We start from the raw sequence: 24,144 nt of genomic DNA, 5'->3' as shown, positions 1-24,144 counted from the left end.
ATATCGACTGCTCCTACCGGCACAAAAAACAAAGCCCGGAAATTCCGGGCTTTATAGCAGCATGTAAAAACTCAACCATAAGCGTGCAGCGTGCGCTGACACAGCGCCGATCGCACACAGTCATCTTTGCCGAAACGCACCACGCCCACCATCTCATCCTCTTCAAAGCGAGCCAGCGCATCGCTCAGACCTGAAGGGACGCCGGCAGGAAGATCGCACTGGGTAATATCCCCGTTAACGATCACCGTCACGTTCTCCCCGAGGCGGGTAAGAAACATCTTCATCTGGGCTGCGGTGACATTCTGCGCCTCATCCAGAATGACAAACGCGTTCTCGAACGTACGCCCGCGCATATAGGCAAAGGGCGCGATTTCCACTTTGCCAATCTCCGGACGCAGGCAGTACTGCATAAAAGATGCGCCAAGGCGACGCACCAACACATCGTAAACCGGGCGAAAATAGGGTGCGAACTTCTCCGAAATATCGCCGGGCAGAAAGCCGAGATCTTCATCAGCCTGCAGGACAGGACGCGTCACGATGATCCTGTCCACATCCTTATGTATCAGGGCCTCCGCGGCTTTCGCCGCACTGATAAACGTCTTACCACAGCCGGCTTCACCAGTGGCAAATACCAGTTGTTTGCTTTCTATAGCGTGAAGATAGCGCTGCTGGGCTTCGTTACGCGCTTCCACAGGCGTGGTATCCCGGCTGTCCCGGGCCATGCCGATTGCTTCAACTCCCCCCATATGCACAAGCGTGGTGACCGATTCTTCTTCACGCTGCTTGTGGCTGCGTGAATCCCGTCTCAGCAGGCGTCTTGCTTCACGGCGGGCTTTGATCACTGCTTTTTGTCTTCCCATGGATGGCACCTTAATGTTGGTTTCATTAACCGCACTGTCGCTGCCAGCACAGTGCGATGATGCGCACTAACGGATGAGATTTGGCTTCCTTTTAAGCCACTGACTGCCGGTTGGAAAAGAACGGAGCAACGGCTACGCGCACCGCTGCCCGCCCTGGTATCGGGTTGCTGTGTTGTCAAAGGGAATTTCAGAAGAGAGAAGAAGGCGTTGCCGGTGGAGTGCTCTCCGCGCCGGGAGGTTGGGTGTTGGTTATCATAAATTCTGGTACAACTCTCTGGCATCCGCGCTCTCCATAGTGAAACTACAGTCACTGCCGGGAAATACTGCCTGTGCTTTAAGTACATCAAAAATTATCAAAAACGCAACATAATTTTCACTTAAAGTTTACGACCGTGGCGTCCTGACTGCCATCTGGTTGTCGCATAGAGATATTACAGAAATATATCAACCTGATGATTAGGGCAATGAATTATTTCAAATGCTAATGTAAAAATGTGATGCCACGGGATATTGCGCTGTATTAGCGTAACCGAACGGCAGATTACCGTTAGTCAGTAAAAAAACGGCGTGCTCCACAGCACACCGCTTTTTACCAACCGGATGGACTATTCCACCGGCACCGCCGCCTGGCGCGGGGTTTGATAATGTTCATCGGCCTGCGCAAAACGCCGTTGTATCGACGCCGACGGCGCTCTGCCCAGCAGACTGACTACCACAATGCCCAGACTGCCGAAAATAAAGCCGGGGATAATTTCATACAGCCCCAGCCACGCGAACTGTTTCCAGATAAGTACCGTCGCGGCGCCAATAATCATACCGGCCAGCGCGCCGTTGCGCGTCATACGCGACCACATGACGGAGAACAGCACCACCGGACCAAACGCGGCGCCAAACCCCGCCCAGGCGTAGCTGACCAGCCCCAGCACGCGGTTTTCCGGATTGGCCGCCAGGGCAATCGCCACCAGCGCCACCACCAGCACCATCACGCGCCCTACCCATACCAGCTCAGTCTGGCTGGCATTTTTACGCAGAAACGCTTTGTAGAGATCCTCGGTTATCGCACTGGAGCACACCAGTAGCTGACAGCTCAGGGTGGACATAACCGCCGCCAGGATAGCGGAAAGCAGGATCCCGGCAATCCACGGATTAAAAAGAATTTGCGCCAGTTCAATAAACACCCGCTCGCCGTTCTGGTTAACCGCGCCAGCCACTTCAGGATGGGTATTAAAATAGGCGATGCCGAAGAAACCGACCGCAACCGCGCCGCCCAGACACAGAATCATCCATGTCATACTGATGCGCCGGGCGCTGATAATCGTATGGTGCGAATCCGCCGCCATAAAGCGCGCCAGAATATGCGGTTGACCAAAATAACCCAGCCCCCAGCCCATCAGCGAAATGATGGCTACCAGATTCAGCCCCTTCATCATGTCGACGTTCTCAACACTTTTTTGTTTGATGACCTCCATGGCGTCACCCATACCGCCAACGGCGAGAATGACAATCACCGGGGTAAGAATCAGAGCAAAAATCATCAGGCTGGCCTGTACCGTGTCGGTCCAGCTCACCGCCAGAAAACCGCCGATAAAGGTGTAGAGAATCGTCGCCGCCGCCCCGGCCCACAGCGCGGTTTCATAACTCATACCGAAAGTGCTTTCAAACAGACGCGCGCCAGCCACAATGCCGGAAGCGCAGTAGATGGTGAAAAACAGCAGAATGACCAGCGCGGAAATGATCCGCAGCAGGCGGCTGTTATCCTCAAAGCGCCCGGTAAAGTAATCCGGAAGCGTCAGCGCGTTATTGTTGGCCTCGGTGTGGACCCGCAAACGCCCGGCAACCAGCTTCCAGTTTACCCATGCGCCAAGGATCAGCCCGATAGCAATCCAGCTTTCCGAAATACCGGACAGAAAAATCGCCCCCGGTAGCCCCATCAGCAACCAGCCGCTCATATCCGACGCCCCTGCCGACAGTGCCGTGACAACAGGCCCCAGGCTGCGGCCGCCGAGGATATAATCATCAAAGTTTTTGGTGGAACGCCATGCAATAAACCCTATCAGTATCATGCCAAAAATATATACGAGGAAAGTCACCAGCATCGGTGTACTCATTGCCATCTAAAATTCTCCAGATCATGGTGCCGGACCATCAGCGGTAGCCGGTCAGGAAACGCCGGAACGGGGCGTTTCACGTTATTGTCGTTGCAAAGCGGTACTATCGTGCCGCAAGCCCTTGCCATTCACAATCGATTTAACACTCCATTTACAGGTTATTTTTCCGCAACGAAATAAAAAAATTCTTCAGGTTGCACTTGCTCACGTTTTTCCCGGTTGCACCTGTTAAAAACGTTAACCAGATCAGAAAAAACAGTCCCGGCAAAAATTAACAGCAAGATTGATGCCTGATTTTTTATTTAACATTTCATTCATTTTCAGGCTTGCAAGCCACATCACATTTAACAAGGTTGCACAAAGTTGCAACATGGTAGATATTCCATGGCACAACCAACATACAACGCATAACAGGAGTACAGGCATGGGGACGACGACCATGGGTGTAAAGCTGGATGAAGCGACCCGGGATCGCATTAAATCTGCAGCCGCCAGAATTGACCGCACACCACACTGGCTGATCAAGCAGGCGATATTCAATTATCTTGAACATCTGGAAAATGATGACATATTGCCGGAGCTGCCAGCAATCCTTGCCGGCGCCGCGAATGAAGGGGAAGAGCCGACAGGCGCCGTGGATGAACCCCACCAGCCTTTCCTGGAGTTTGCGGAACAGATCCTCCCGCAGTCGGTCAGCCGTTCCGCCATCACCGCAGCATGGCGACGCCCGGAAACCGATGCGGTGCCCATGATTCTTGAACAGGCACGCCTGGCGCCGCCGCTGGCGGAACAAACCCACAAACTCGCCTGGCAACTGGCGGATAAGCTGAGGAACCAAAAGAGTGCGGGCGGACGCGCCGGAATGGTGCAAAACCTGCTGCAGGAATTTTCGCTGTCCTCTCAGGAAGGCGTGGCGCTGATGTGCCTGGCGGAAGCGCTGCTGCGTATTCCCGACAAAGCGACCCGCGACGCGCTGATCCGCGACAAAATCAGCAACGGTAACTGGCAGTCGCATATAGGCCGTAGCCCGTCGCTGTTTGTTAACGCCGCCACCTGGGGACTGCTGTTTACCGGACGCCTGGTCTCCACCCACAACGAAGCCAACCTCTCCCGCTCGCTGAACCGGATTATCGGCAAGAGTGGCGAACCGCTGATCCGCAAAGGGGTGGATATGGCGATGCGCCTGATGGGCGAGCAGTTTGTCACCGGAGAGACCATCGCCGAAGCGCTGGCCAACGCCCGCAAACTGGAAGACAAAGGCTTTCGCTACTCTTATGACATGCTCGGCGAAGCCGCGCTGACGGCGGCGGACGCGCAGGCATATATGGTCTCCTACCAGCAGGCGATCCACGCTATTGGCAAAGCCTCCAACGGGCGCGGGATTTATGAAGGGCCTGGGATTTCAATCAAACTATCCGCTCTGCACCCGCGCTATAGCCGCGCCCAGTACGATCGGGTGATGGATGAGCTCTATCCGCGCCTGAAATCCCTTACTCTGCTGGCGCGCCAGTATGATATCGGCATCAACATCGATGCCGAAGAGGCCGACCGACTGGAAATCTCCCTCGACCTGCTGGAAAAATTGTGCTTTGAACCGGAACTGTCCGGATGGAACGGTATCGGCTTTGTTATTCAGGCGTACCAGAAGCGCTGCCCGTTTGTTATTGATTACCTGATCGATCTCGCTACCCGCAGTCGCCGTCGCCTGATGATCCGTCTGGTCAAAGGCGCCTACTGGGACAGCGAAGTCAAACGCGCCCAGATGGATGGGCTGCAAGGCTACCCGGTCTACACCCGCAAAGTGTATACCGACGTATCCTATCTGGCCTGCGCTAAAAAACTGCTGGCGGTACCGAACCTGATTTACCCGCAGTTCGCTACCCATAACGCCCATACTCTGGCGGCGATTTACCATCTGGCCGGGCAAAACTACTATCCTGGTCAGTACGAGTTCCAGTGCCTGCACGGCATGGGAGAGCCGCTCTACGAGCAGGTGGTCGGTAAAGTGGCGGATGGTAAACTGAACCGCCCGTGTCGTATCTACGCACCGGTGGGGACACACGAAACCCTACTGGCCTATCTGGTGCGCCGACTGCTGGAAAACGGCGCCAACACCTCATTTGTTAACCGCATTGCCGACGCCAGCCTGCCGCTGGATGAACTGGTTGCCGATCCGGTCAAAGCGGTGGATAAGCTGGCCAGCCAGGAAGGTATTCCCGGTCTGCCGCACCCGAAAATTCCCCTGCCGCGCGATCTGTATGGCGCCGGACGCGCCAACTCCGCCGGGCTGGATCTGGCCAATGAACATCGCCTCGCCTCTCTCTCCTCTGCCCTGCTGAGCAGCGCCGGGCAGAAATGGCTGGCCAAACCGATCCTCGAAGTTCCGGTACCGGATGGCGACATGCAACCGGTGATCAACCCGGCGGAAGCCACGGACACCGTCGGCTACGTCCGCGAAGCGACGCCAGAAGAAGTGGTCACCGCGCTCGACAGCGCCGTTAACCAGGCTCCCATCTGGTTCGCTACTCCACCGCAGGAACGCGCCGCTATTCTGGAGCGCGCCGCGGTGCTAATGGAAGATCAGATCCAGACGCTGATCGGCATTCTGGTCCGCGAAGCGGGTAAAACGTTCGCTAACGCGATTGCCGAAGTGCGCGAAGCGGTGGACTTCCTGCGCTATTACGCCGCCCAGGTACGCGACGATTTCGATAATGAGACTCATCGCCCGCTGGGGCCGGTAGTGTGCATCAGCCCGTGGAACTTCCCGCTGGCTATTTTTACCGGCCAGATTGCCGCCGCGCTGGCCGCCGGAAACAGCGTGCTGGCAAAACCCGCGGAGCAGACCCCGCTGATCGCCGCCCAGGGCGTCGCTATTCTGATGGAAGCCGGGGTACCGCCGGGGGTCGTTCAGCTACTGCCCGGGCGCGGCGAAACCGTGGGCGCCGCACTCACCAGCGATGACCGGGTACGCGGCGTGATGTTTACCGGTTCGACCGAAGTCGCCACCCTGCTACAGCGCAATATCGCTAATCGCCTCGACCCCCAGGGAAGACCAACGCCGCTCATCGCCGAAACCGGCGGTCTTAATGCGATGATCGTTGACTCTTCCGCTCTTACCGAACAGGTGGTGGTGGATGTGGTGGCCTCCGCCTTCGACAGCGCCGGACAGCGCTGTTCCGCGCTGCGGGTTTTGTGCCTGCAGGAAGATATCGCCGAACATACGCTGACTATGCTGCGCGGCGCCATGGAAGAGTGCCGGATGGGCAACCCCGGACGTCTGAATGTCGACATTGGCCCGGTAATCGATAATGAAGCCCGGGAAAATATTGAGCGCCATATCGAACAGATGCGTGCCAAAGGCCGCAGCGTATTCCAGGCGGCCTTCAATAACAGCGAGGATAGCAAAGCCTGGCAAAGCGGCACCTTTGTACCGCCTACACTGATCGAGCTGGAATCGTTTGACGAAATGAAGCGCGAGGTTTTCGGCCCGGTTCTGCATGTCGTGCGCTACTCGCGCAGCCAGTTGCATGACCTGGTTCGCCAGATCAACGCCGCAGGCTATGGGCTGACGCTCGGCGTCCACACGCGTATTGACGAGACCATCGCTCAGGTGACCGGCGCCGCCCATGTCGGCAACATGTATGTTAACCGCAATATGGTAGGCGCGGTGGTCGGCGTTCAGCCGTTCGGCGGCGAAGGCCTTTCCGGTACCGGGCCTAAGGCCGGCGGCCCGCTGTATCTGTACCGTCTGTTGGCTAACCGCCCGCAGGACGCGCTGGTGAATACCTTCGCTCGCCAGGATCGCGGATTTGCCGTGGATGCCAGCCTTCAGGAGCCGCTGCAGAGCGCGCACCAGGCGCTGACGGTCTGGGCGCAACAGCAGCAACCGTCGCTACACGACCTGTGTATCGCGTTCGCCGCCCAGGCGCAAAGCGGTAAACAGCGCCTGTTGCCGGGCCCGACCGGTGAGAAAAACACCTATCTGCTGCTCCCCCGGGAGCGGGTGCTGTGTATCGCCGACAGCGATGAAGACCGCCTGGTACAGGTGGCCGCGGTCACCAGCGTCGGTAGCCAGATCCTGTGGCCGGATGACAACGACTACCGGGCTTTGGCCAAACGCCTGCCGGCGGAAGTTGCCCGGCGTATCGTGTTCGCCGCTCGCCCGGCGCTGATGAGCCAACCGTTCGACGCCGTGATTTACCACGGGGATTCCGACCAGTTGCGTGAACTATGCGCGCAGGTCGCCGCCCGCGACGGTGCTATCGTTTCGGTCCAGGGCTTCGCTCGCGGTGAAACTAACCTGCTGCTGGAGCGCCTCTACCATGAACGCTCTCTGAGTGTGAATACCGCCGCCGCAGGAGGCAATGCAAGCCTGATGACAATTGGCTAAGGCTCCGTTAACCTAACAAGGCCCCTGTCCGGGGCCTTTCTTGTTTAAGGAACTCGCATGAAACCTGTTTATTTTCTTTTTGCTGGTCTGCTGTTTTCCGGCACCGCCTTAGCCAGCGAGTGCGATAATGCGGCCAGCCAGACGGAACTGACTACCTGCGCCGCCGCCGAGTACCAAAAAGCTGACCAGGAGTTGAATTCGACTTATCAGAATGCTCTTTCCCGGGCCAGTGAATCCCAGCGCGCGCTACTGAAAAAAGCCCAGAATAGCTGGATTGAGCTACGCGACGCCGACTGCGCTTTTCTCAGCTCAGCCAGCAGTGGCGGGAGTATTCAGGAAATGGTCAACAGCCAGTGCATGGCCGATAAAACCCGCGATCGCAATGCCTATCTGGAATCACTGATGGAATGCGATGAAGGCGATTTAAGCTGCCCGCTGCGGGGCCAGTAAGCACTATTTAGCACGGATGCCTTCGAGGATCATACGCTGGACATTGTCCACCGCGCAGCCAAAGAAGGCTTCATCCTGGAGCGTTTTACCGGTCACCGCTTCAATCTGGGTGGCAAAATCGGCGTAGTGCTGGGTTGACGCCCAGACCATAAAGATCAGATGGTGCGGATCGACCGGCGCCAGCTTCCCGGCAGCAACCCAGCCGGCGATAATCGCTGACTTATCATCCACCAGTTGTTTTAAATCGCCGCTCAGTTCAGCCATCAACAGCGGCGCTCCCTGAAGCATCTCCTGGCAGAACAGTTTTGAAGCCTGCGGGTGATCCCGCGACACCTCCATCTTGAGACGAATATACTCGCCGATCGCCGCCAGCGGCTGTAAATCAGCCCGAAAGGCACGTAGCGGAGCCAGCCAGATATCGAGGATCTGCTTCAGCACCGCAACATACAGCGCTTCTTTCGAAGGAAAATAGTACAGCAGATTGGTTTTCGATACCCCGGCGCGCTCGGCGACCTGTTCGAGGGTTGCGCCATGCAATCCGTACTGTGAAAACAGCGCCAGCCCGGCCACCAGAATCGCCTGCTTTTTAGCGGCCACCGCCTGCGACCGTCGACCGGTCTTTTTCACTGCTGCTGCATCCATTTGGCTCCCCTGAGCTCACTAAGTTGCGGATATAGCTAACATATTAGTCACGATTCCGCGGAATCGGAAGCCTGTGGGGTTGCGGTTGCGCGTTTCTTCAGCTTTAACTCGCTGACCAACACTCCCAGCACAATCAGCGCGGCGCCGAAAATAGCCAGCGCCGGAAGGCGTTCCCCGGCAATGCGCCCGAAGATGCCCGCCCATACCGGTTCCCCGGTGTAGATGACCGTCGCCCGGGTCGGGGAGACGCTGCGCTGCGCCCAGTTCATCGTTGCCTGGATAATGGCGCTGAAAAGTCCCAGCCCCAGCGCCACTACCAGCAGTCCGGGGGTAAACTCAGGTATCGACTCCCCCGCCGGCATCATCGCCATAAATGAAACCAGGGAGGCAGTCGCCAGTTGAATAATCGTAACGCGCCGGACGTCTACCTGCCCCGCCCAGGCGCTGATAAGAATGATCTCCGCGGCAATCGCTACCGCGCTGATAAGCGTAATCAGTTCCCCCTGCCCGAGGTTGAACGTCGCCCCCTGAGGACCAGCCAGAAAAATCAGCCCGGTAAACGCCAGCGCTACCCCGAACCACGACATCATCCCCGGCATACGCCCCAGGCATAGCCACTGCAGCAAGGGAACAAGCGGTACATACATGGCGGTAATAAAAGCCGACTTGCTGCTGGGGATAAACTGCAGCCCCCAGGTTTGCAGGCTATAGCCGACAGCAATTGACAAACCAATCGCCACCCCGGCCTTGATTTCCAGCCAGGTAACGCCGCGCAGGGTGCGCAATGAAATGATGCCTACCGCCAATGCCGCGGCAGCAAAGCGCAGGCCGACAAAAAACAGGGGACCGCTGAGGGTCACCGCATACTGTACCGCGAGAAACGTTCCGCCCCAGAACATGGTTATCAGCATCAGGATGGCTTCCTGAGGCTTTACGGAAAACTTAAATCCTGAACGAGCGGGAGTCATTGCCGGCACCTGAACGAAGAAATGATCGGCCTGTAGTGTGCTTAAGCGTGCCGGCTACGGCAAGATAAGGGGTAAAATAAAGCCGCCGGAAAATCCGGCGGCCGGGGAAAGATAGCTGCGGCATCCGGTTACGCAGATATCATGACTGGCGACAATATGAACTACTTATGTCCGCCGCCGTGGCTGCTTTTTCCCCCTTTTTGCCCGGCTTCCGAGGCGCGTTGCGGATCGTTTTTGAAGTTTCCGCCACTGGCCTTTCCACCTTTACGACCTGCTTCTGATGCTCTTTCACGGTCCTCAGCAAAATTACCTGAACCACCACGATGGTTTGCCATTGTTGACCTCCGGATAAGTGAATGATTAGACATCATACTGCATTCGATAAAAGGGCTAACTTTTACCTGGCGACAGACCGTTCCACTACATCTGCCTGTCGCGTAGATAAAAGCATAGTTCATACGCCATCAATATTGGACATTTAGTAATATTCTGTAATATAACCCCGGCAAAACAGCGCCGTCTGGCCACCAGAAAAGCATAAGTTTTTCTTATTAATTGAGAAAATCAAAGCTCAAAAAAATGTGACCTGATGCTACAGAGCAGTTGCGATAAATCAATGAAATGCAACTCAGGTTGGCACTCTGATGTGGGTGGCATATCTTTATTTACACGTAATCCTTCTGGCAGCTTGCTGGCGGGCGATTCATAACCCCGTTCATCCCCGAGGGATTGCCGCGGGCCGCGCCCTGGCTGCACCGACGGAGGTTCCCCGGTCCGCGATCGGCCCTGAATGACTTTGTGTGCACAGACGTAGCGAAAACCGCTACCTTGTTATTCCAATGAGGAGTGAAGCGAGATGGCAAAAGTTTTAGTGCTCTACTATTCCATGTATGGACATATCGAAACCATGGCCCACGCGGTAGCGGAAGGGGCTAAAAAAGTCAACGGCGCGGAAGTCACCGTTAAACGCGTCCCCGAAACCATGAACCCGCAGGCCTTCGAAAAAGCCGGCGGCAAAGCGCAGAATGCCCCGCTCGCCACCCCCCAGGAACTGGCCGACTATGATGCCATTATTTTTGGCACCCCCACTCGTTTCGGCAATATGTCCGGCCAGATGCGGACCTTCCTCGATCAGACAGGCGGCCTGTGGGCCTCCGGCGCGCTGTACGGCAAACTCGCCAGCGTATTCAGCTCCACCGGTACCGGCGGCGGTCAGGAACAGACGATCACCTCCACATGGACTACACTCGCACATCATGGGATGGTGATCGTGCCCATCGGCTATGCCGCTCAGGAATTGTTTGATATTTCACAGGTACGCGGCGGCACGCCTTACGGCGCCACCACTATTGCCGGCGGAGACGGTTCACGCCAGCCAAGCCAGGAAGAGCTGTCGATCGCCCGTTACCAGGGAGAGTATGTTGCCGGTCTGGCTGTAAAATTAAAAGGCTAAGTATCTTCACAGGAGGAGAGCATGCCAAGTCAAGAGTCAAAAGCGCATCACGTCGCAGAATGGGCAAGTTTACGCAATACCTCGCTGGAAATCGCCGAGGCGATCTTCGAGGTTGCGAAGTACGATGAAAAACGGGCCGAGCAAATCTGGGAAGAAGGCAGCGATGAGGTCCTCGTCCGCGCCTTTAATAAAACCGATAAAGATTCGCTCTTCTGGGGCGAGCAAACCATCGAACGTAAAAACGTCTGAATGTTCTCCCACTCTATGCTGCCCCCGATCCATCGGGGGCATTTTTATGATTCTGAATAACTGACCGTTACTGCCCCAGCGCCTGACTGAACACCTCGGCAAATTTGTCCGCCGGGCAGAAGCCCTGGCTATCCACCGGGCAGCCTTTCAAACTCAACGTGACTCGCTGCGGCGGATTCTCCAGCGTCAGCGTTTCGACATTACGCAGTTGTTCGCTGCTCTGGTAGACATACTCCACTTTGAACAGATCGCGGTTGCCTTTCGTATCGTGCCAGCGCTCAAAAACAATCTTGCCGCCGATCGGCGTTCTTTCATACTGGCCGGGCAACTGATAATCATCAAAATCCAGAGCGGTCAGCAGTGAAGCGATGTTGGAGTCATGCCCCACCAGCAACGTCACCTTCGGCCCTTTACCCGCTCCGGTCACCAGCGCATTGTTGATGTATTTCACCAGCGGCGCGGCCACGTTGCGCGCCACTTGCGGGGAGGTAAACAGCGTATCCTGATAGCCATTTTTCAACTGTGATAATACCCGCCACTGGCTGTCAGTCTTGATCTGTCCCCAGGCGACCTGATCGAGCGGGAAGCCTTCGTAGTATTGCAGGGTGAACGCGTCCACCAGCGAGTTACCCACTTTCAGCGGCCCGGAGACGCCAGGCTCCTTGCCGGGCTGCGCGCTAAAAGTATCTTTGCCCTGCGCCAGATCGCAGACGTTTTTCTCTTTGCAGGACGGGGAATCCTGAAAACCGACCATCTCTTCGAGCAACTTATAGCTGTCGATCAGCGCATAATGCTGGCGTTGAGCCTCCATCGCTTGTAGCGCCTGCTCGCCAAAGGCCGGAGCGCTATTGGTAATCACCGGGTTAAAGGTTGGGTCCATGGTCCCCATCTTTTCCTGATGATGAACCGGGACATCACAACCCGGAAAGGCGCCAGTCACGAAAAACTGTGCTGTCGCGACGGTACGCTGCAGGCTATTGGCATATGCATACACCGTCTCTGCCGGCGGGCATTCGCCGCTGGTCACCAGCCCCTGCTGAGCCAGCCATTCGCGCATGTAGTGTCCCATGTACACTTCCAGAACCCCGCCGCGGGTGGTCAACTGGCCGCCCGGTACATCCCATTGCGGCCATGCTTTGGCCGTGGATTGTTCCAGCACACTACCATTATTCGCCAGCGGCGCCCGCAGGTTATGGCGACTCATCAGTAGAACTTGCTGTAGGGTATAGCCTTCCGCAGAGGTTTCCGCCTGGGCGAGCGCTGGCGCAATAAGCGAAACAGAAAGCGCCAGCGCCAGTGATGTTTTTTTCATTGCTGATTCCCCTTATTATTTATGTGATGTCCAACAAAATCATTTAGCAGTGTGGCAGAAAGTTTCATACTGGCAGAGTAATGTGGCTCGCAAAACAGGACTTTTTCTTATGCGACATCCGTTTTCCATTACCGAAACGGCAAATAGCAATTTATGCCATGAAAACTCACGCCCGTTGCCGTATGACTCTCCACTCTCACTCAATAATCAGGGATGATGCGTGTGATGCTGTTCTCTCCCGGCGCCATGAAAGACTGGCTGGTCTATACAGGATTTGATCTCCCCCGGCTGGGCTTTGGCCTGCGTACCGCGCTGGCTTCTTGCCTGGCGCTGCTTATCGCCTGGCTTTTCCGACTCGAACATCCTCAGTGGGCGGCAATGACCGTCTGGGCGGCGTCCCAGCCGGTGCGCGGCATGTTGATCGAAAAAAGTTTTTTTCGCACCATCGGCACGCTGATTGGCTCCCTGTTTGGCCTGTTGCTGGTCGTCGGCGCCGGCGATCATCCTCTGCTGATGGTTATCGGGATCGCCTTCTGGGTTGGGCTGACCACCTGGGTGGGTAATTTGTTGCATGGATTGATTGCCTACGGCACTCTGCTGGCGGGCTACACCGCCTCCATGGTGGTCCTGCTCAGCCGCGCCCAGTCCAGCGATATACTGCAATTAGGAGCCGACAGAACGCTGACCGCGCTGGTGGGTGTAGGGGTCGCGCTGCTGGTCGGCCTGCTTTTCACCCGCGATGACGATGACATTCTGACCGACCGGGTCCGCGCCAGCTACAGCCAGGTACTGCGTCTGCTTGCCGCCACGGTGGCGCAACATCCGCCAGAAACCAGCGCCCATCGACTGCTGCTGGAAATCGCCGCGATTGAAGAGGGGCTACAGAGCCAGGCGGGCTCCCTGCGTACTCACCAGGCGACCCGTACGCTACGCGCCCTGCTTGCCGCGGAGGTCAGCGCTCTGCTTTGGGCAGAACATCACCAGCACCCGTTGCGCCGCCAGGACATCGCCGCGCTGCTGGAAAGTACTGCGCACCATTACGACAGCGGCGCACCGGCCCGGGAAATCATCACCCGGCTCCACCAGGCGGCAATTCTGGCCAGCGCCCTGCCGGAACTGGCCAGCGTCCTGAAAGCGCTGGCGGATACCCTGAAAGCAAAGCAGAAATTCGCTGCTTACGGTAAAGCGCTGACGCCGCCGCTGTCGCGTAACCATCTGTTAATGCACCGCGACTGGGTCAGCGCCCGCCAGGCGTTTATCCGCACCTTTATTATTCTGCTGCTTCCAGGACTGGCCTGGGTGGCCACCGGCTGGACAATCTGGCCATATATCATGCTGGGCACATCGGTGATGATTAGTCTGTTTTCAACCTTTGAAAACCCGGCTTTTGTCATGGCGAATATCTTTCTCTGGCAGTGTGTAGGCGCCGTGGCGTCGCTGGTCTGTAACTGGTTTGTCTGGCCGCTGGCGGGTAATGCATTTTGCCAGGTGTTGATGATGATGCCGTTTATTGTGCTGGGGGTGATCCCCTTCGCGAACCGACGTACCATGATCGGCGCCATGGATTACAACATGATCTTCCTGCTGCTTTGTCAGCCGGTCTGGCCGCTGACAATCCACTACGGGCAGTCGGCAATTAACGCGCTGGCGGTGGTAACCGGTCCACTGGTGGCCTTTCTGGCGTTTAAAACCATCTTTCCGGTTGATTCGCGCCGCCGCAAACTGCGCCTGCAACAACAAATGCTCAGTGAATTACAGGATATGGCGCTCGATGAGCAGGCGGCGGCAAAGCAACGAGTGTGGCGCGCCAGACTTAATCACCGGGTTATGCGCCTGATTCGCCAGACCCAGTTAATCGGTGACACCACGGATTCCGCCCTGACCCTGAGTCTGGCGGTACTCACCCTTGGTCAGACGATCATTGCACTGCGCCAGGTCAGCGATGAACCTGATATGCCAGGTATTCACAAACAGAGAGCGCTGGTCACACTGAAGCGGCTGAGCGAATTTACCCACTCACCGGAAAAAGCCAGGCGCAACCTCCGGATGGCAGCAAACGCTTTTCGTCATCGACCACAGTTGCATGAGCAGTTACAGGCAAGCCTCCGCGCGCTGTCGCGCTTTTAATCGTGCGGGCGCCGCTACCGGCGCCCTTCTTAACGTGAAATATTTTCCCGCCGCTTACCCGCACCCGGCGCGATAAATCCACAGAAATTCTGATTTTCTTGTCTGGCGATTCATCTGCTGTGCTAAATATGGTTTGATAACCAAGTGGTTTTCCATCCAGATTGATGTGTATTCATTTTGCCCGCCAACCTTGTGCGGGCTTTTTTATGCTGCCGCAGTGACAAAGCTGGCTGCTTATTCATCCCGGTCGTTTAGTCCCTCCCCGTAACTTACGCTGACACGCTGCTCATCCGCCCGCAGAGAACAGATAAAAAAATAATGAATGATATTAAAAGTTAACTTCCATTATTAATGTCCGGAAAATACCTAATCAATAGAATATAAAACCATAATATCCACAATAATCAAATATATATACCAATATTCATATCCGGATGCTTTACTGGTTTCAGCCGGAGAAACAGCTTTCCGGTAAAAAACAGTTCAAATAAAACAATGTGATAGCCCAATAAATAGACTACGGGCTATTGACATTCCGCAAGGAGACACATCGTGAATAATTCAAATTTCCTGCAACTCCAGGATGGCACTCAACTGTTTTATAAGGACTGGGGTGAAGGCCAGCCTGTTGTTTTCAGCCACGGCTGGCCTCTTTCTTCTGATGCGTTCGAAGATCAGATGCTGTATCTGGCAGACAAAGGCTATCGGGTTATCGCCCATGACCGCCGCGGCCATGGCCGCTCCTCCCAGCCGTGGAACGGCCACAATATGGACCAGTACGCAGATGACCTGGCAGAATTAACCGCGTATCTGGATCTGAAAGATGCGGTACATGTCGGCCATTCTACCGGCGGTGGCGAAGTCGCTCGCTATATTGGCCGTCATGGCACCTCCCGGGTGGCGAAAGCGGTACTGATTGGCGCGGTTCCTCCGCTGATGATCGAAACCGATTTTAATCCTCATGGCCTGCCGCGCGAAATCTTCGACAGCATCCGCTTTGGGGTCAAAAATGATCGTTCAGAATTTTTCAAAACCTTATCGGATGCCTTTTACGGTTTTAACCGTCCGGAAGCCCAGGTTTCTGAAGGGCTGAAAGCCAGTTTCTGGCTGCAGGGAATGCAGGGCTCTGTAAAAGCGCTCTATGATTGCGTTAAAGCTTTCTCGGAAACAGATCAGCGCGAAGACCTGAAGAAAATGACCATCCCGACGCTGGTTATCTACGGCGACGACGACCAGATTGTTCCGCCGGTATCCTCCAGCGAAGCGGCGATCAAACTGCTGCCGAATGTCAGCAGCAAGGTTTATAAAGGCGGCTCGCACGGTATCTGCAGCACCCATAAAGACCAGATCAACAGCGATCTGCTGGCGTTTATTCGCGGCTAAACATTCAGGCCCTGCGTAACAGCAGGGCCTGATCTTTCATATTCTGCTCCGCCTGCGGTAATGACGCCGTGATCAGGCATTATCCTCACTAATCGGCAGATAGCCCTGCCACGCCGGCTGAAAACGCCGCGTCCTCAAGGCAAACATATAGCCACTCACCGGGTCGAACCACAGCAGTCATCGAACGAAAACTCTCCACAGTACAACAACGCCAGCAGCCAGAAACCCCGACTGCCGGCGGTAGATCAGAGAATATCCTTATCCCGCAGAACAATCATCGGCTCGATATCACTCTCTTTTTTAATCACCAGCGAGTCATCTCCCCGTAGACAGGCGCCGCCATAATTCCCGCCGACGGTAAAAGTACATACCTGAATATACTTACCGGCCACCCTGGGCAGGCACCACAGTTGTTGGTAGATATTTTTTTGATCGGCGAATTTGCCGCTGGTTTTATCCAGCAACTCTTCGTGATGGCTGATCAAATCAATATTGCTCCCGCAGCGCCCGGCAATCGGCTTCACCGCATAACCGGTTTTAATTAACTCGTCGTTGACCTCAAAGTCAGTATCCAGCAGATAACGATGATGGGGAAACAGCGACCAGAGAATCGGCAGAATCGCCTTATTACCGGGGATCACGGTCCACAGCGGTTCAAACACCAGCACTTCCGGACGTAACAGAACATCGATCAGGCGCACTTCGTTTTCCGGATGCCCGGTGCGAATCGGCACTGCGGCATATTCCGCTTCGCTGACCTCACGAATCTGCTCAATCGCCGTCTCCCATGCCCAGGTTTTCCAGACACAGTTGACCAGCCGCCCATCTCCGTCAATCAGTTGCCCGGTGGCATCCCAGCGCAACTCAGCAAGCCCATAAAGAATTTTACTTTCGAACCCCGCCTCGGCCAGCGCGCGCTGCATAAACCGGGAATGATAATTTTCCTCAATATCGTTGTCCTGCATAATGTGGACAAACGGACGAGCACGACTATGTTTCCAGGCCCCGGCCAGCTCATTGAGCAGATCCTCGGCCGGATTGTGCCCTGTTCCGCGATAGCCCTGGCGGGTCCACTCCTCAAGAATCAACCCGGCTTCCGTATGGCAGGAGGCGGAATCGGCGTTGTACTCGTAGACCTTCAGGCCACGTTCATCCATGCAGAAATCCATACGCCCGGTGATCATATGATGGCGCCGCCGCTGCCAGGAGAGCCTCAGTCGCGGCCAGAGGATTTTTGGAATATCAAACAGGGTTAATAAATTGTCATCCTTCATGACCTTATCGGTAGCATGCAGGTACATCAAATGCAGCTCATTAGTCGCTTTGATCAGCTCCTGCTCAGCGCTTTCCGTTATTGTGAAATACTGGTACGGATCCTGATTAATAACATGGCCTTTATTCGCCGCCACATAGGAACGTTCCAGGGCATCCTGTTCATTCAGCCACTTGCCGGAGAACTGCCCTTTTTCTTCCAGTCGCGCGCCATGAATAGCCAACGCCTGGCCGACGATCTCCGGCTGCGGGAGGCTGTACTGCGTATCCGCGCTCTGGATCATCCACCCAAGAATCGTGGTATCGTCAAACGTGTCGCGAAGCGTATAGTGACCATCTTTAATCTCCAGCGCCAGCTCACGGGTCCACTGCTGGCCCGGCGGCAGTGGGGCATGAATCACATTCTGTTCGGCGATGCGTACTCTATCCCCCAGCAGTTGGGTAATCACCGCCACATGACCGGTCCCTTTGAATTCGCCGCCCTTCTGCCAGATTAGCAGGGCTCCGGCCACTGGCGGACGCCGCGAGCCGTTGGCAAACGCCTGTAAAGGCAGGATATTGTCATTGACCACTTCGCGCAGAAAGCGCAGAGAAAAAATTTCATACGCCATCCCGACATCGGTAAAAACGACGCCATAATTGAGAAACAAGAAACGGCGGGCAAACTCCACACACTGCCACTTATGACCCATGTATTCATTGCCAATATAGCTGCGAAATGAAGCGTCATCCGGATAATTATCGGGGTCGAGAGACCCGTAGTTGGAGGAGTAAATCGCCACACCACCCGGCGCATAGCCCAGTAATGTGCCAAAAGGCGCTTCGTTATTTATTGCCTGGTTACTCATCAGCCTTCCTTTCAAATAATGCGTCCGGGAAGTGGGCAGGAATAATTATTGCTCTGTTTTGCCCTGCTTCACGGCGCGGCAAACCGGACAGAGGTCGGCTAAATGATAGCACCCATTCAGGCGCCTATTAATGGAAAACTGTCCGCAGGACAGTGGATTCGTTTATCAGAATATTTCAGGATACCGGCCAGGCCTGCTGCGCTTTTCGACGGGCGAAAACACCAGGCTCAGGTACTGGCGCGCTTCACCAGACGCCAGTCCAGCATGATACGCTGGGCGCGGGCATCCGGGTTGTGAATTTTGTTCAGCAACTGTACAACGGCCTGACGGCCAATTTCCCGGGACGGTTGTTCAACGGTCGTCAGTTGTGGAGAGACCATTTCGCTCAGCTCGGTGCCATCGAACCCCACCACAGCAATATCCTGCGGAATCGCCAACCCGGCCAGTTCAATGGCGCGCATCGCGCCTGCCGCCAGCGTATCCGACACCGCAAAGACCGCGTCCGGCAGCGGATGTTGTCGCAGCAATCTCTCCATAGCCACTCGTCCGGCCGCCGACGTTAAGGCGCTGGCGTATTCGACGACGCACCAGTGATTGCCATGCGTCTGCAACACCGTTTTATACCCCTGTTCACGCAGCCGCGCATAGCGATAACTGAGATCGTGGTTGATTAGAGCAATACGCCGCCGCCCCAGGCCGAGTAGCCATGAGATAACATGCTGTGCGGCATCCATATCATTAATACCGACGCAGGATACTTCACCGCTGTCGGCATATTCAGCGCACTGTACCCAGGGCGCGCCGCCAATAAGGGTGGTCAGCTCCGGCAACCGCGCCAGCGCGTCCATGGTGATGACGCCATCGACAATCTTTCCCGACAGCAGTTTCAGGCCGGACCGGGATCGCGCCAGATCCGCTGCGGAATTGCACAGCAGAATACGATAGCCGTTATTTTCCGCCTCTTCTTCAATTCCCTTCACCACTTCGGCGCAGAAGGGGTTAGCAATATTCGACACCATAACCAGAATCATCAAACTGCGCGCCGTACGCAACTGGCGCGCCAGCAGGTTAGGCTGGTAATTGCTCTCTGCTATCGCTCGCAGCACCCGCTCGCGGTTTTGCGGTTTTACCGTGCCGCTATTGTTCAGTACCCGTGATACCGTCGCTACCGACACACCGGCCAGTTGAGCGATTTTCTGAATAGACATAACGACGAGAGATCCTGCGGTTAGAGGGATGCGCTGCAGGCTATCATAAAATTATGGGTCGGCGTATGGGTCGGTAAATGCTAATGATTTTTTTGTTATATAAATTAATGAGATAACTATTGTGGCTGAGGGCTTTTATCTCTTTGCAGAAGCAAAGAGAAAGAAAGACCACAATGACTCTCCCTGCGGGGAGAGTCATTGTGATATATGAACTACCAACTATAACGCACGTTGAGGCTACCGTTAAGGTCACTGTAATTATCACTGCCTATCTGACCACTCACCTGCCCAGTAATACTCCAGCGATTATCCATGTTGACCCTGATACCCGTTTTCAACTCTGCCCTGTCAGCGGGTAATGCCATCTGAACACTGGTATTATTAAATGCCACAGATGCGTCATCGCTGGTATGCAACCAATTGACTTCCGCAAATGGCTGAATAATCGATGCAGGCTCTTTATGCAAACGCCCATCCAATCTCAACCCCAGTCGCGTTGTCCAGTTATCGCTATCCTGCCCATCAATGCGGGTTGCGTTTTGATCTATAACACGATCCGCATCGTATCTTTGCCATGTGACCTGCGCCTGCGGCGTCAAACCGATGCTGTTACCGTTTTTCAGAACAAAATCGTAACGGTATCCTGCCTCAAGGGAAAGCGCACTGGCAGTGGAGTCATAACTTCTCGACCCAGCATCACCATTTTTAACGGTGTTATCGAAAATACCATATTGATACCAACTGTCGATGTACAAACCACGATGGTTTTTGGTATCCGCAAACCAGGTTGCATAAACGCCGAGATTGTAACCTTCTACATTACCCTTTGCTGAGAAGAGACTGCCGTCTGCGCCACGATTGCCGGTACTGTTAGTACGGGCATTAATATATCCAGCCATCAAGCCAAGAGCCAGACTTTGCTCACCATTACCCCAGCTAATAACATCGCCGCCAATCTGCAAAGAGGAATAGTTACTACTGATATCAACATTGCTGTTCGCTGCTTTTGATTCCGCTTTACCGGCTTTAAAACGCATCCACATGCTGCCATCTTCACTGAAGTACTGGCTGCTTTCACGATCATAAAGTGTCTGCATCTGCAAACTACGCGCCATCCACTGATTGCCAAGATATGCTCCAATGTCTGCCCGATATTGAGGGACTGCTGGTGTAATATCTCCACCGTTTCCGTCACCTGGATCTGTCGGGTCTACCGGCGTCACATCCCCCCCATCTCCGTCACCCGGGTCAACTGGCGTTGTTGCCTGTGAACGCAAATACCAGTCGCCGCCATCTTTATATAAACGGTATTCATATAACCCAATTTGCACCTGATTTCCCTGGGCGAAAATCCCGTTTGACTCACCTCCGACTTCAATGATCCCAATACCTCTGTTTGTCAGCGCGCCCTGACCACCAGCATTAGCGATATAAACGGTAGAACTCCCCGCAGTGTCTCCGGAGATCTTTAGCTTATCTGTTAGTGAGTTGTCATCACCCAATTGGGTATTAAAATAAAGGTTGCCGCTATTACCGGTATAGTTACCGTTAATCGTCAGAGTATGGGCTGTTTCCCCCTCCCGACTCATTGCAATATTACCATTATTAAAGACATTACCATTGGTAACGCCACTGCCACCGAAGGTAGCACCTGAAATAATGTTAATATTTTGCATGCTGCCAGTAATACCAATGACACCACTATCTGACAGCCATAAGGTACCTTCTTTGATATCGGTAGTACCGCTGTATGTATTGGCCGCAGAGAGAACCAACGTTCCACTACCCAACTTAGTGAGCGATTTCCCATCCCAATCACTAGTGTTAGTAGGAACAAGCGTATCCGCAACATCCTCAAGGCGACTATTTACTGTAAAACTACCGTTCGCTTCGCTCAACGTAAAGGTACCGTGCGCTCTGGTCGCGGCATTATCTCTATCCGCATACCAGGAAAGCGAGGTAGCCAGTTCATAGCGGGTATTATCGCCAGGATTAATTCGCCCATCGACAGTCAGAAAATCAGTCTTTTTCGCGCCCATTCCCGCGATAGTGAAATGACTGAAATCGCCGTGAATCGCACTATCTGTATTGAGCAAAGTAAAAGTATATGGAGCTGTCATTAATGGAGTTTTAATATTGCCAATACCGGTAATATTCAGCGTACCAGCAACACTGGCACTACCGGCGGTGACTACTGGATCACTGACCGTCGGATCCAGATTAATATTAAGTACGCTACTGTCTGCGAGCATCAATTGCCCAACAGAGAGTGAACCTGCGGCAGTATCAAGATTAATCACGCCAGCGCTGGTAATATTCCCGATTTCAGAACTTCCGCTAACCGTCCAACGACTGGTTTCATCCAGATCCAGTATCACGTTATCGCTTGCGGCATGAATCGCGCCATTCAGGTTGCTGTGATTTCTGGCACGAAAGATGACACTATCGCTGATTCTCTCATTAACGTTCAAAAGATTAGCCGAGTTGATAGTTTTCAACCCATCGACGGTGATGTTAGCAGCGCCAGAAGCTACATAAAATGCGCTGCCATCCGCTGCAGAAGTAGTAACACTGCCGCCATTGACGAGTAACGTACTGACATTATCGGGATTATAATCACTTTGCGGGCCCAGATAATATGCCATGCTATTACCAGTTACCTGGCTGTTCGTTAGTGAAACTGCCGCCTCCCCCCAACTGGTATCCAGCGCAACTCCCCATGATTTATCACTGGTGACAGTCAGGTTGTTGCCAGTTATGCTTCCTCCCCCCTCGATGTGTAGACCATTACTACCTTCACCTTGAGTAGCCACTACAACGTTGTTTAATTGAATATCTGCAGAATAAACATCAATACCGTGAGCATCAGCGCCAGTAGTTTGTACGCTACCACCAGCCATACCGATACTACCACCTATAACGGCAGATACTCCATAAGCGTTATCGCCTGAAGTAGACACATCAACATTATCTATCAGAATCCTGGCACCATAGGTCCGGGCGCCATAGGCATAGTCGCCAATTGTTTTTAAGGTTCCGCCAGCCATGGAGATATCACCCCGATAGGTATACAATCCCGGAGAACTATTACCTCTGGTCGTTATATCGACCTGACTCAATTCCACCAGTGAGGTGCTATTGTTTCTGACACCATCAGCATAGTTACCCGCTGTATTTAATGACCCACCAGTTATAGAGACATCTCCGCCATAAGTGTTTAGCCCGAGGGCATCATGACCCCTGGTCGTTATATCAACCTGACTCAGCGTTAACAGTGAAGCGCTATCGTTTCTGACACCATCAGCATAGCGCCCGGTAGTTTCAATACTACCGTTGTTCATGGTGATGCTACCATGCGAAAATAAACCGTGAGCATCCTTACCAATAGTAGAGATAGCCATATTATTCAGGGTGATTGCACTATCGATGTCACCGGAATAAATGCCATAGGCCAGGTTACCAGTTGTTGTGATACTACCATCGGTAGCATTAATAATACCGCCAAGATATGTACGCAAACCGTCAGCACTCGCACCTGAGGTTGATACCGTAGTCCCCTCCAGGATAACCACACTGTTGTTATATGACGTTACGCCTAAAGAACTCTCACCAGAAGTAACCACGCTGCCGGCAGTTATCGTAAGCAGTGCATTATCGTCTGCTGCCAGTCCAGTACTCAAACGTCCTGTGGTAGAGATAGCAACATCCTTTAAATTAATACTGCTCCCGGTTCCGGATACAAGTGCACCGTTGGCAGATACACTTTCCGTCGAAACATTACCGTTAACCATGTTCATAGTTCCGCCGTAAGCTGCTTTCAGGCCAGTAGCCCAAACTCCAGCAGTAGCAACAGTAACATCATCAAGAGTTATCACACTATTTGCATGAGATGAGTATATTCCTACAGAGAATTCATCTTTGGTGGTAACACTGCCTCCTGACATGGAAATAGCGCTTCCTGAATCAGCAACTACGGCGTCCGAATTTTTACCTGTTGTTAGCACGGACCATCCTTTGCTATCTAGCGTAAGGGCCGTATCAGCACCATGCATAAAAATTCCTTTAGAACCCACACCAGAGGTAATAATTGTCACCTGAGCGCTGTCATTAATGATAATCTCACCGCCTCCCCATCCCCAGGCAGAGACAGCAGGAGTACCCTCGCCATTAAGATCCAGGTTGTTAGAAGTATAGATACCACTGATATCATAATGACCAGGCTGAGAGACTGAGAAAATGCGATCTTCTGCCTGCACACCACCAGCAATGCAAAGGAACGAGGAAATCAGAGAGGTAATTCGGATTTTGCTGCGCATGCCCCCACCGTTCCGGGCAAATTCCGAGGCCACGATAAACATATTACGCGCGGCACTCCAGACAATGTTATAACTTCTATTCATTATTTATCATTCCTTAACAAATGAATCTTTTTAGTGACTTTTTAATCTTCAGAAACATCTTACATATAACTCTGCATCAGTAATAGACTCGCCTTTTGACACCTATCACAAAAAGCATAATGTCATCATTAATAATGATAATTTTTCATATGGCTGGGGAATTCTTTTCATACGGAAGGAAGGTAATTACAATCAATATCATAAGCCAGATGATATTCTTAGGATGGTTTACCTGTATTCTCAGCATTTCCCTCCATTTACTGGTAAAAACGAATCATTTCCCTTGATTATCTTACAAGAAAATGATGCCTGCACATTTTTAGGATTTTTTTCACCTGACTGGTAATTGCAAAAACAATCAGGAACCGTTTTTGTTAGTAAATAAGATGAGATTTATTTCAGTATCAACACCTGTAGTTGCTCTCGTATTTTTGTAGGTAGAAAAGGGAAAAATCCGAACAGGAGTTTCCCCAG

Annotated in this window: 15 protein-coding genes; 6 read left to right on the top strand and 9 right to left on the bottom strand. The window is 53.7% G+C overall.

Translation table 11 applies throughout. From position 1 onward, the window contains the following. Positions 1 to 71: 71 nt before the first annotated feature. Positions 72 to 860: a phosphate starvation-inducible protein PhoH gene (phoH, locus tag AQ981_RS18185; RefSeq protein ID WP_058913161.1), complete on the bottom strand. Its 789-nt coding sequence runs from the start codon at positions 858 to 860 to the stop codon at positions 72 to 74. Positions 861 to 1,465: 605 nt separating this feature from the next. Then, positions 1,466 to 2,974, bottom strand: coding sequence for a sodium/proline symporter PutP (gene putP, locus AQ981_RS18180; protein ID WP_058913160.1), 1,509 nt, complete (start codon positions 2,972 to 2,974; stop codon positions 1,466 to 1,468). A gap of 418 nt (positions 2,975 to 3,392) precedes the next feature. Between putP and putA the strand changes: the two genes are divergently transcribed. Together putA and AQ981_RS18170 are read left to right on the top strand one after the other, a co-directional pair. Next, entirely contained in the window at positions 3,393 to 7,358 is a 3,966-nt protein-coding gene (gene putA, locus AQ981_RS18175) for a trifunctional transcriptional regulator/proline dehydrogenase/L-glutamate gamma-semialdehyde dehydrogenase (RefSeq protein ID WP_058913159.1), read from the top strand. Positions 7,359 to 7,415: 57 nt separating this feature from the next. Then, positions 7,416 to 7,808, top strand: coding sequence for a lysozyme inhibitor LprI family protein (locus AQ981_RS18170; RefSeq protein ID WP_058913158.1), 393 nt, complete (start codon positions 7,416 to 7,418; stop codon positions 7,806 to 7,808). Between the two features lie 3 nt (positions 7,809 to 7,811). On the opposite strand, the gene rutR is transcribed toward AQ981_RS18170, so the two are convergent. The 3 genes from rutR to AQ981_RS26270 all read right to left on the bottom strand — a co-directional run bounded on the left by rutR (position 7,812) and on the right by AQ981_RS26270 (position 9,753). Next, positions 7,812 to 8,450: an HTH-type transcriptional regulator RutR gene (rutR, locus tag AQ981_RS18165; RefSeq protein ID WP_058913157.1), complete on the bottom strand. Its 639-nt coding sequence runs from the start codon at positions 8,448 to 8,450 to the stop codon at positions 7,812 to 7,814. A 47-nt stretch (positions 8,451 to 8,497) separates the two neighbouring features. Then, entirely contained in the window at positions 8,498 to 9,418 is a 921-nt protein-coding gene (locus tag AQ981_RS18160) for a DMT family transporter (RefSeq protein WP_058913156.1), read from the bottom strand. 161 nt (positions 9,419 to 9,579) lie between these two features. Next, positions 9,580 to 9,753: a con-10 family general stress protein gene (locus AQ981_RS26270; protein WP_071608936.1), complete on the bottom strand. Its 174-nt coding sequence runs from the start codon at positions 9,751 to 9,753 to the stop codon at positions 9,580 to 9,582. A gap of 521 nt (positions 9,754 to 10,274) precedes the next feature. On the opposite strand from AQ981_RS26270, the gene wrbA reads away from it, so the two are divergent. Continuing rightward, entirely contained in the window at positions 10,275 to 10,871 is a 597-nt protein-coding gene (gene wrbA, locus AQ981_RS18155) for an NAD(P)H:quinone oxidoreductase (RefSeq protein WP_058913155.1), read from the top strand. Positions 10,872 to 10,892: 21 nt separating this feature from the next. After that, a complete protein-coding gene (locus tag AQ981_RS18150; protein ID WP_058913154.1) occupies positions 10,893 to 11,120 on the top strand; it encodes a YccJ family protein in 228 nt (75 codons plus the stop codon). 67 nt (positions 11,121 to 11,187) lie between these two features. Here AQ981_RS18150 and agp read toward each other — a convergent pair whose 3' ends face one another. Further along, complete coding sequence (agp, locus tag AQ981_RS18145; RefSeq protein ID WP_058913153.1) at positions 11,188 to 12,432, bottom strand: bifunctional glucose-1-phosphatase/inositol phosphatase; 1,245 nt, start codon at positions 12,430 to 12,432, stop codon at positions 11,188 to 11,190. Positions 12,433 to 12,657: 225 nt separating this feature from the next. On the opposite strand from agp, the gene AQ981_RS18140 reads away from it, so the two are divergent. Together AQ981_RS18140 and AQ981_RS18135 are read left to right on the top strand one after the other, a co-directional pair. Further along, a complete protein-coding gene (locus AQ981_RS18140; protein WP_249226336.1) occupies positions 12,658 to 14,559 on the top strand; it encodes an FUSC family protein in 1,902 nt (633 codons plus the stop codon). Between the two features lie 552 nt (positions 14,560 to 15,111). Continuing rightward, positions 15,112 to 15,942, top strand: coding sequence for an alpha/beta fold hydrolase (locus AQ981_RS18135; RefSeq protein WP_058913152.1), 831 nt, complete (start codon positions 15,112 to 15,114; stop codon positions 15,940 to 15,942). Positions 15,943 to 16,187: 245 nt separating this feature from the next. Here the strand turns inward: AQ981_RS18135 and gss are convergent, their stop codons facing one another. The 3 genes from gss to AQ981_RS18120 form a co-directional block, all read right to left on the bottom strand. Beyond that, on the bottom strand, positions 16,188 to 18,062 hold the full coding sequence (gene gss, locus AQ981_RS18130) for a bifunctional glutathionylspermidine amidase/synthase (protein ID WP_058913151.1): 1,875 nt from the start codon (positions 18,060 to 18,062) through the stop codon (positions 16,188 to 16,190). 227 nt (positions 18,063 to 18,289) lie between these two features. Next, positions 18,290 to 19,270 (bottom strand): LacI family DNA-binding transcriptional regulator, encoded by a 981-nt coding sequence (locus AQ981_RS18125; RefSeq protein WP_058913150.1) that lies wholly within the window; start codon positions 19,268 to 19,270, stop codon positions 18,290 to 18,292. A gap of 212 nt (positions 19,271 to 19,482) precedes the next feature. Next, positions 19,483 to 23,670, bottom strand: a complete 4,188-nt coding sequence (locus tag AQ981_RS18120) for an autotransporter outer membrane beta-barrel domain-containing protein (protein WP_058913149.1) — start codon at positions 23,668 to 23,670, stop codon at positions 19,483 to 19,485. Between the last annotated feature and the right edge of the window lie 474 nt (positions 23,671 to 24,144).

The organism is Entomohabitans teleogrylli (assembly GCF_001484765.1).
In the GTDB taxonomy this organism is placed as follows: domain Bacteria; phylum Pseudomonadota; class Gammaproteobacteria; order Enterobacterales; family Enterobacteriaceae; genus Entomohabitans; species Entomohabitans teleogrylli.
Note: the sequence above shows the minus strand (reverse complement) of the source record. Positions and strands in the feature narration are given on the sequence as shown.

What these genes read in the sequence shown, in the direction of transcription:
- phoH (WP_058913161.1), bottom strand. Translation starts at nt 860, where the DNA reads ATGGGAAGACAAAAAGCAGTGATCAAAGCCCGCCGTGAAGCAAGACGC.
- putP (WP_058913160.1), bottom strand. Translation starts at nt 2,974, where the DNA reads ATGGCAATGAGTACACCGATGCTGGTGACTTTCCTCGTATATATTTTT.
- putA (WP_058913159.1), top strand. Translation starts at nt 3,393, where the DNA reads ATGGGGACGACGACCATGGGTGTAAAGCTGGATGAAGCGACCCGGGAT.
- AQ981_RS18170 (WP_058913158.1), top strand. Translation starts at nt 7,416, where the DNA reads ATGAAACCTGTTTATTTTCTTTTTGCTGGTCTGCTGTTTTCCGGCACC.
- rutR (WP_058913157.1), bottom strand. Translation starts at nt 8,450, where the DNA reads ATGGATGCAGCAGCAGTGAAAAAGACCGGTCGACGGTCGCAGGCGGTG.
- AQ981_RS18160 (WP_058913156.1), bottom strand. Translation starts at nt 9,418, where the DNA reads ATGACTCCCGCTCGTTCAGGATTTAAGTTTTCCGTAAAGCCTCAGGAA.
- AQ981_RS26270 (WP_071608936.1), bottom strand. Translation starts at nt 9,753, where the DNA reads ATGGCAAACCATCGTGGTGGTTCAGGTAATTTTGCTGAGGACCGTGAA.
- wrbA (WP_058913155.1), top strand. Translation starts at nt 10,275, where the DNA reads ATGGCAAAAGTTTTAGTGCTCTACTATTCCATGTATGGACATATCGAA.
- AQ981_RS18150 (WP_058913154.1), top strand. Translation starts at nt 10,893, where the DNA reads ATGCCAAGTCAAGAGTCAAAAGCGCATCACGTCGCAGAATGGGCAAGT.
- agp (WP_058913153.1), bottom strand. Translation starts at nt 12,432, where the DNA reads ATGAAAAAAACATCACTGGCGCTGGCGCTTTCTGTTTCGCTTATTGCG.
- AQ981_RS18140 (WP_249226336.1), top strand. Translation starts at nt 12,658, where the DNA reads ATGCTGTTCTCTCCCGGCGCCATGAAAGACTGGCTGGTCTATACAGGA.
- gss (WP_058913151.1), bottom strand. Translation starts at nt 18,062, where the DNA reads ATGAGTAACCAGGCAATAAATAACGAAGCGCCTTTTGGCACATTACTG.
- AQ981_RS18125 (WP_058913150.1), bottom strand. Translation starts at nt 19,270, where the DNA reads ATGTCTATTCAGAAAATCGCTCAACTGGCCGGTGTGTCGGTAGCGACG.
- AQ981_RS18120 (WP_058913149.1), bottom strand. Translation starts at nt 23,670, where the DNA reads ATGAATAGAAGTTATAACATTGTCTGGAGTGCCGCGCGTAATATGTTT.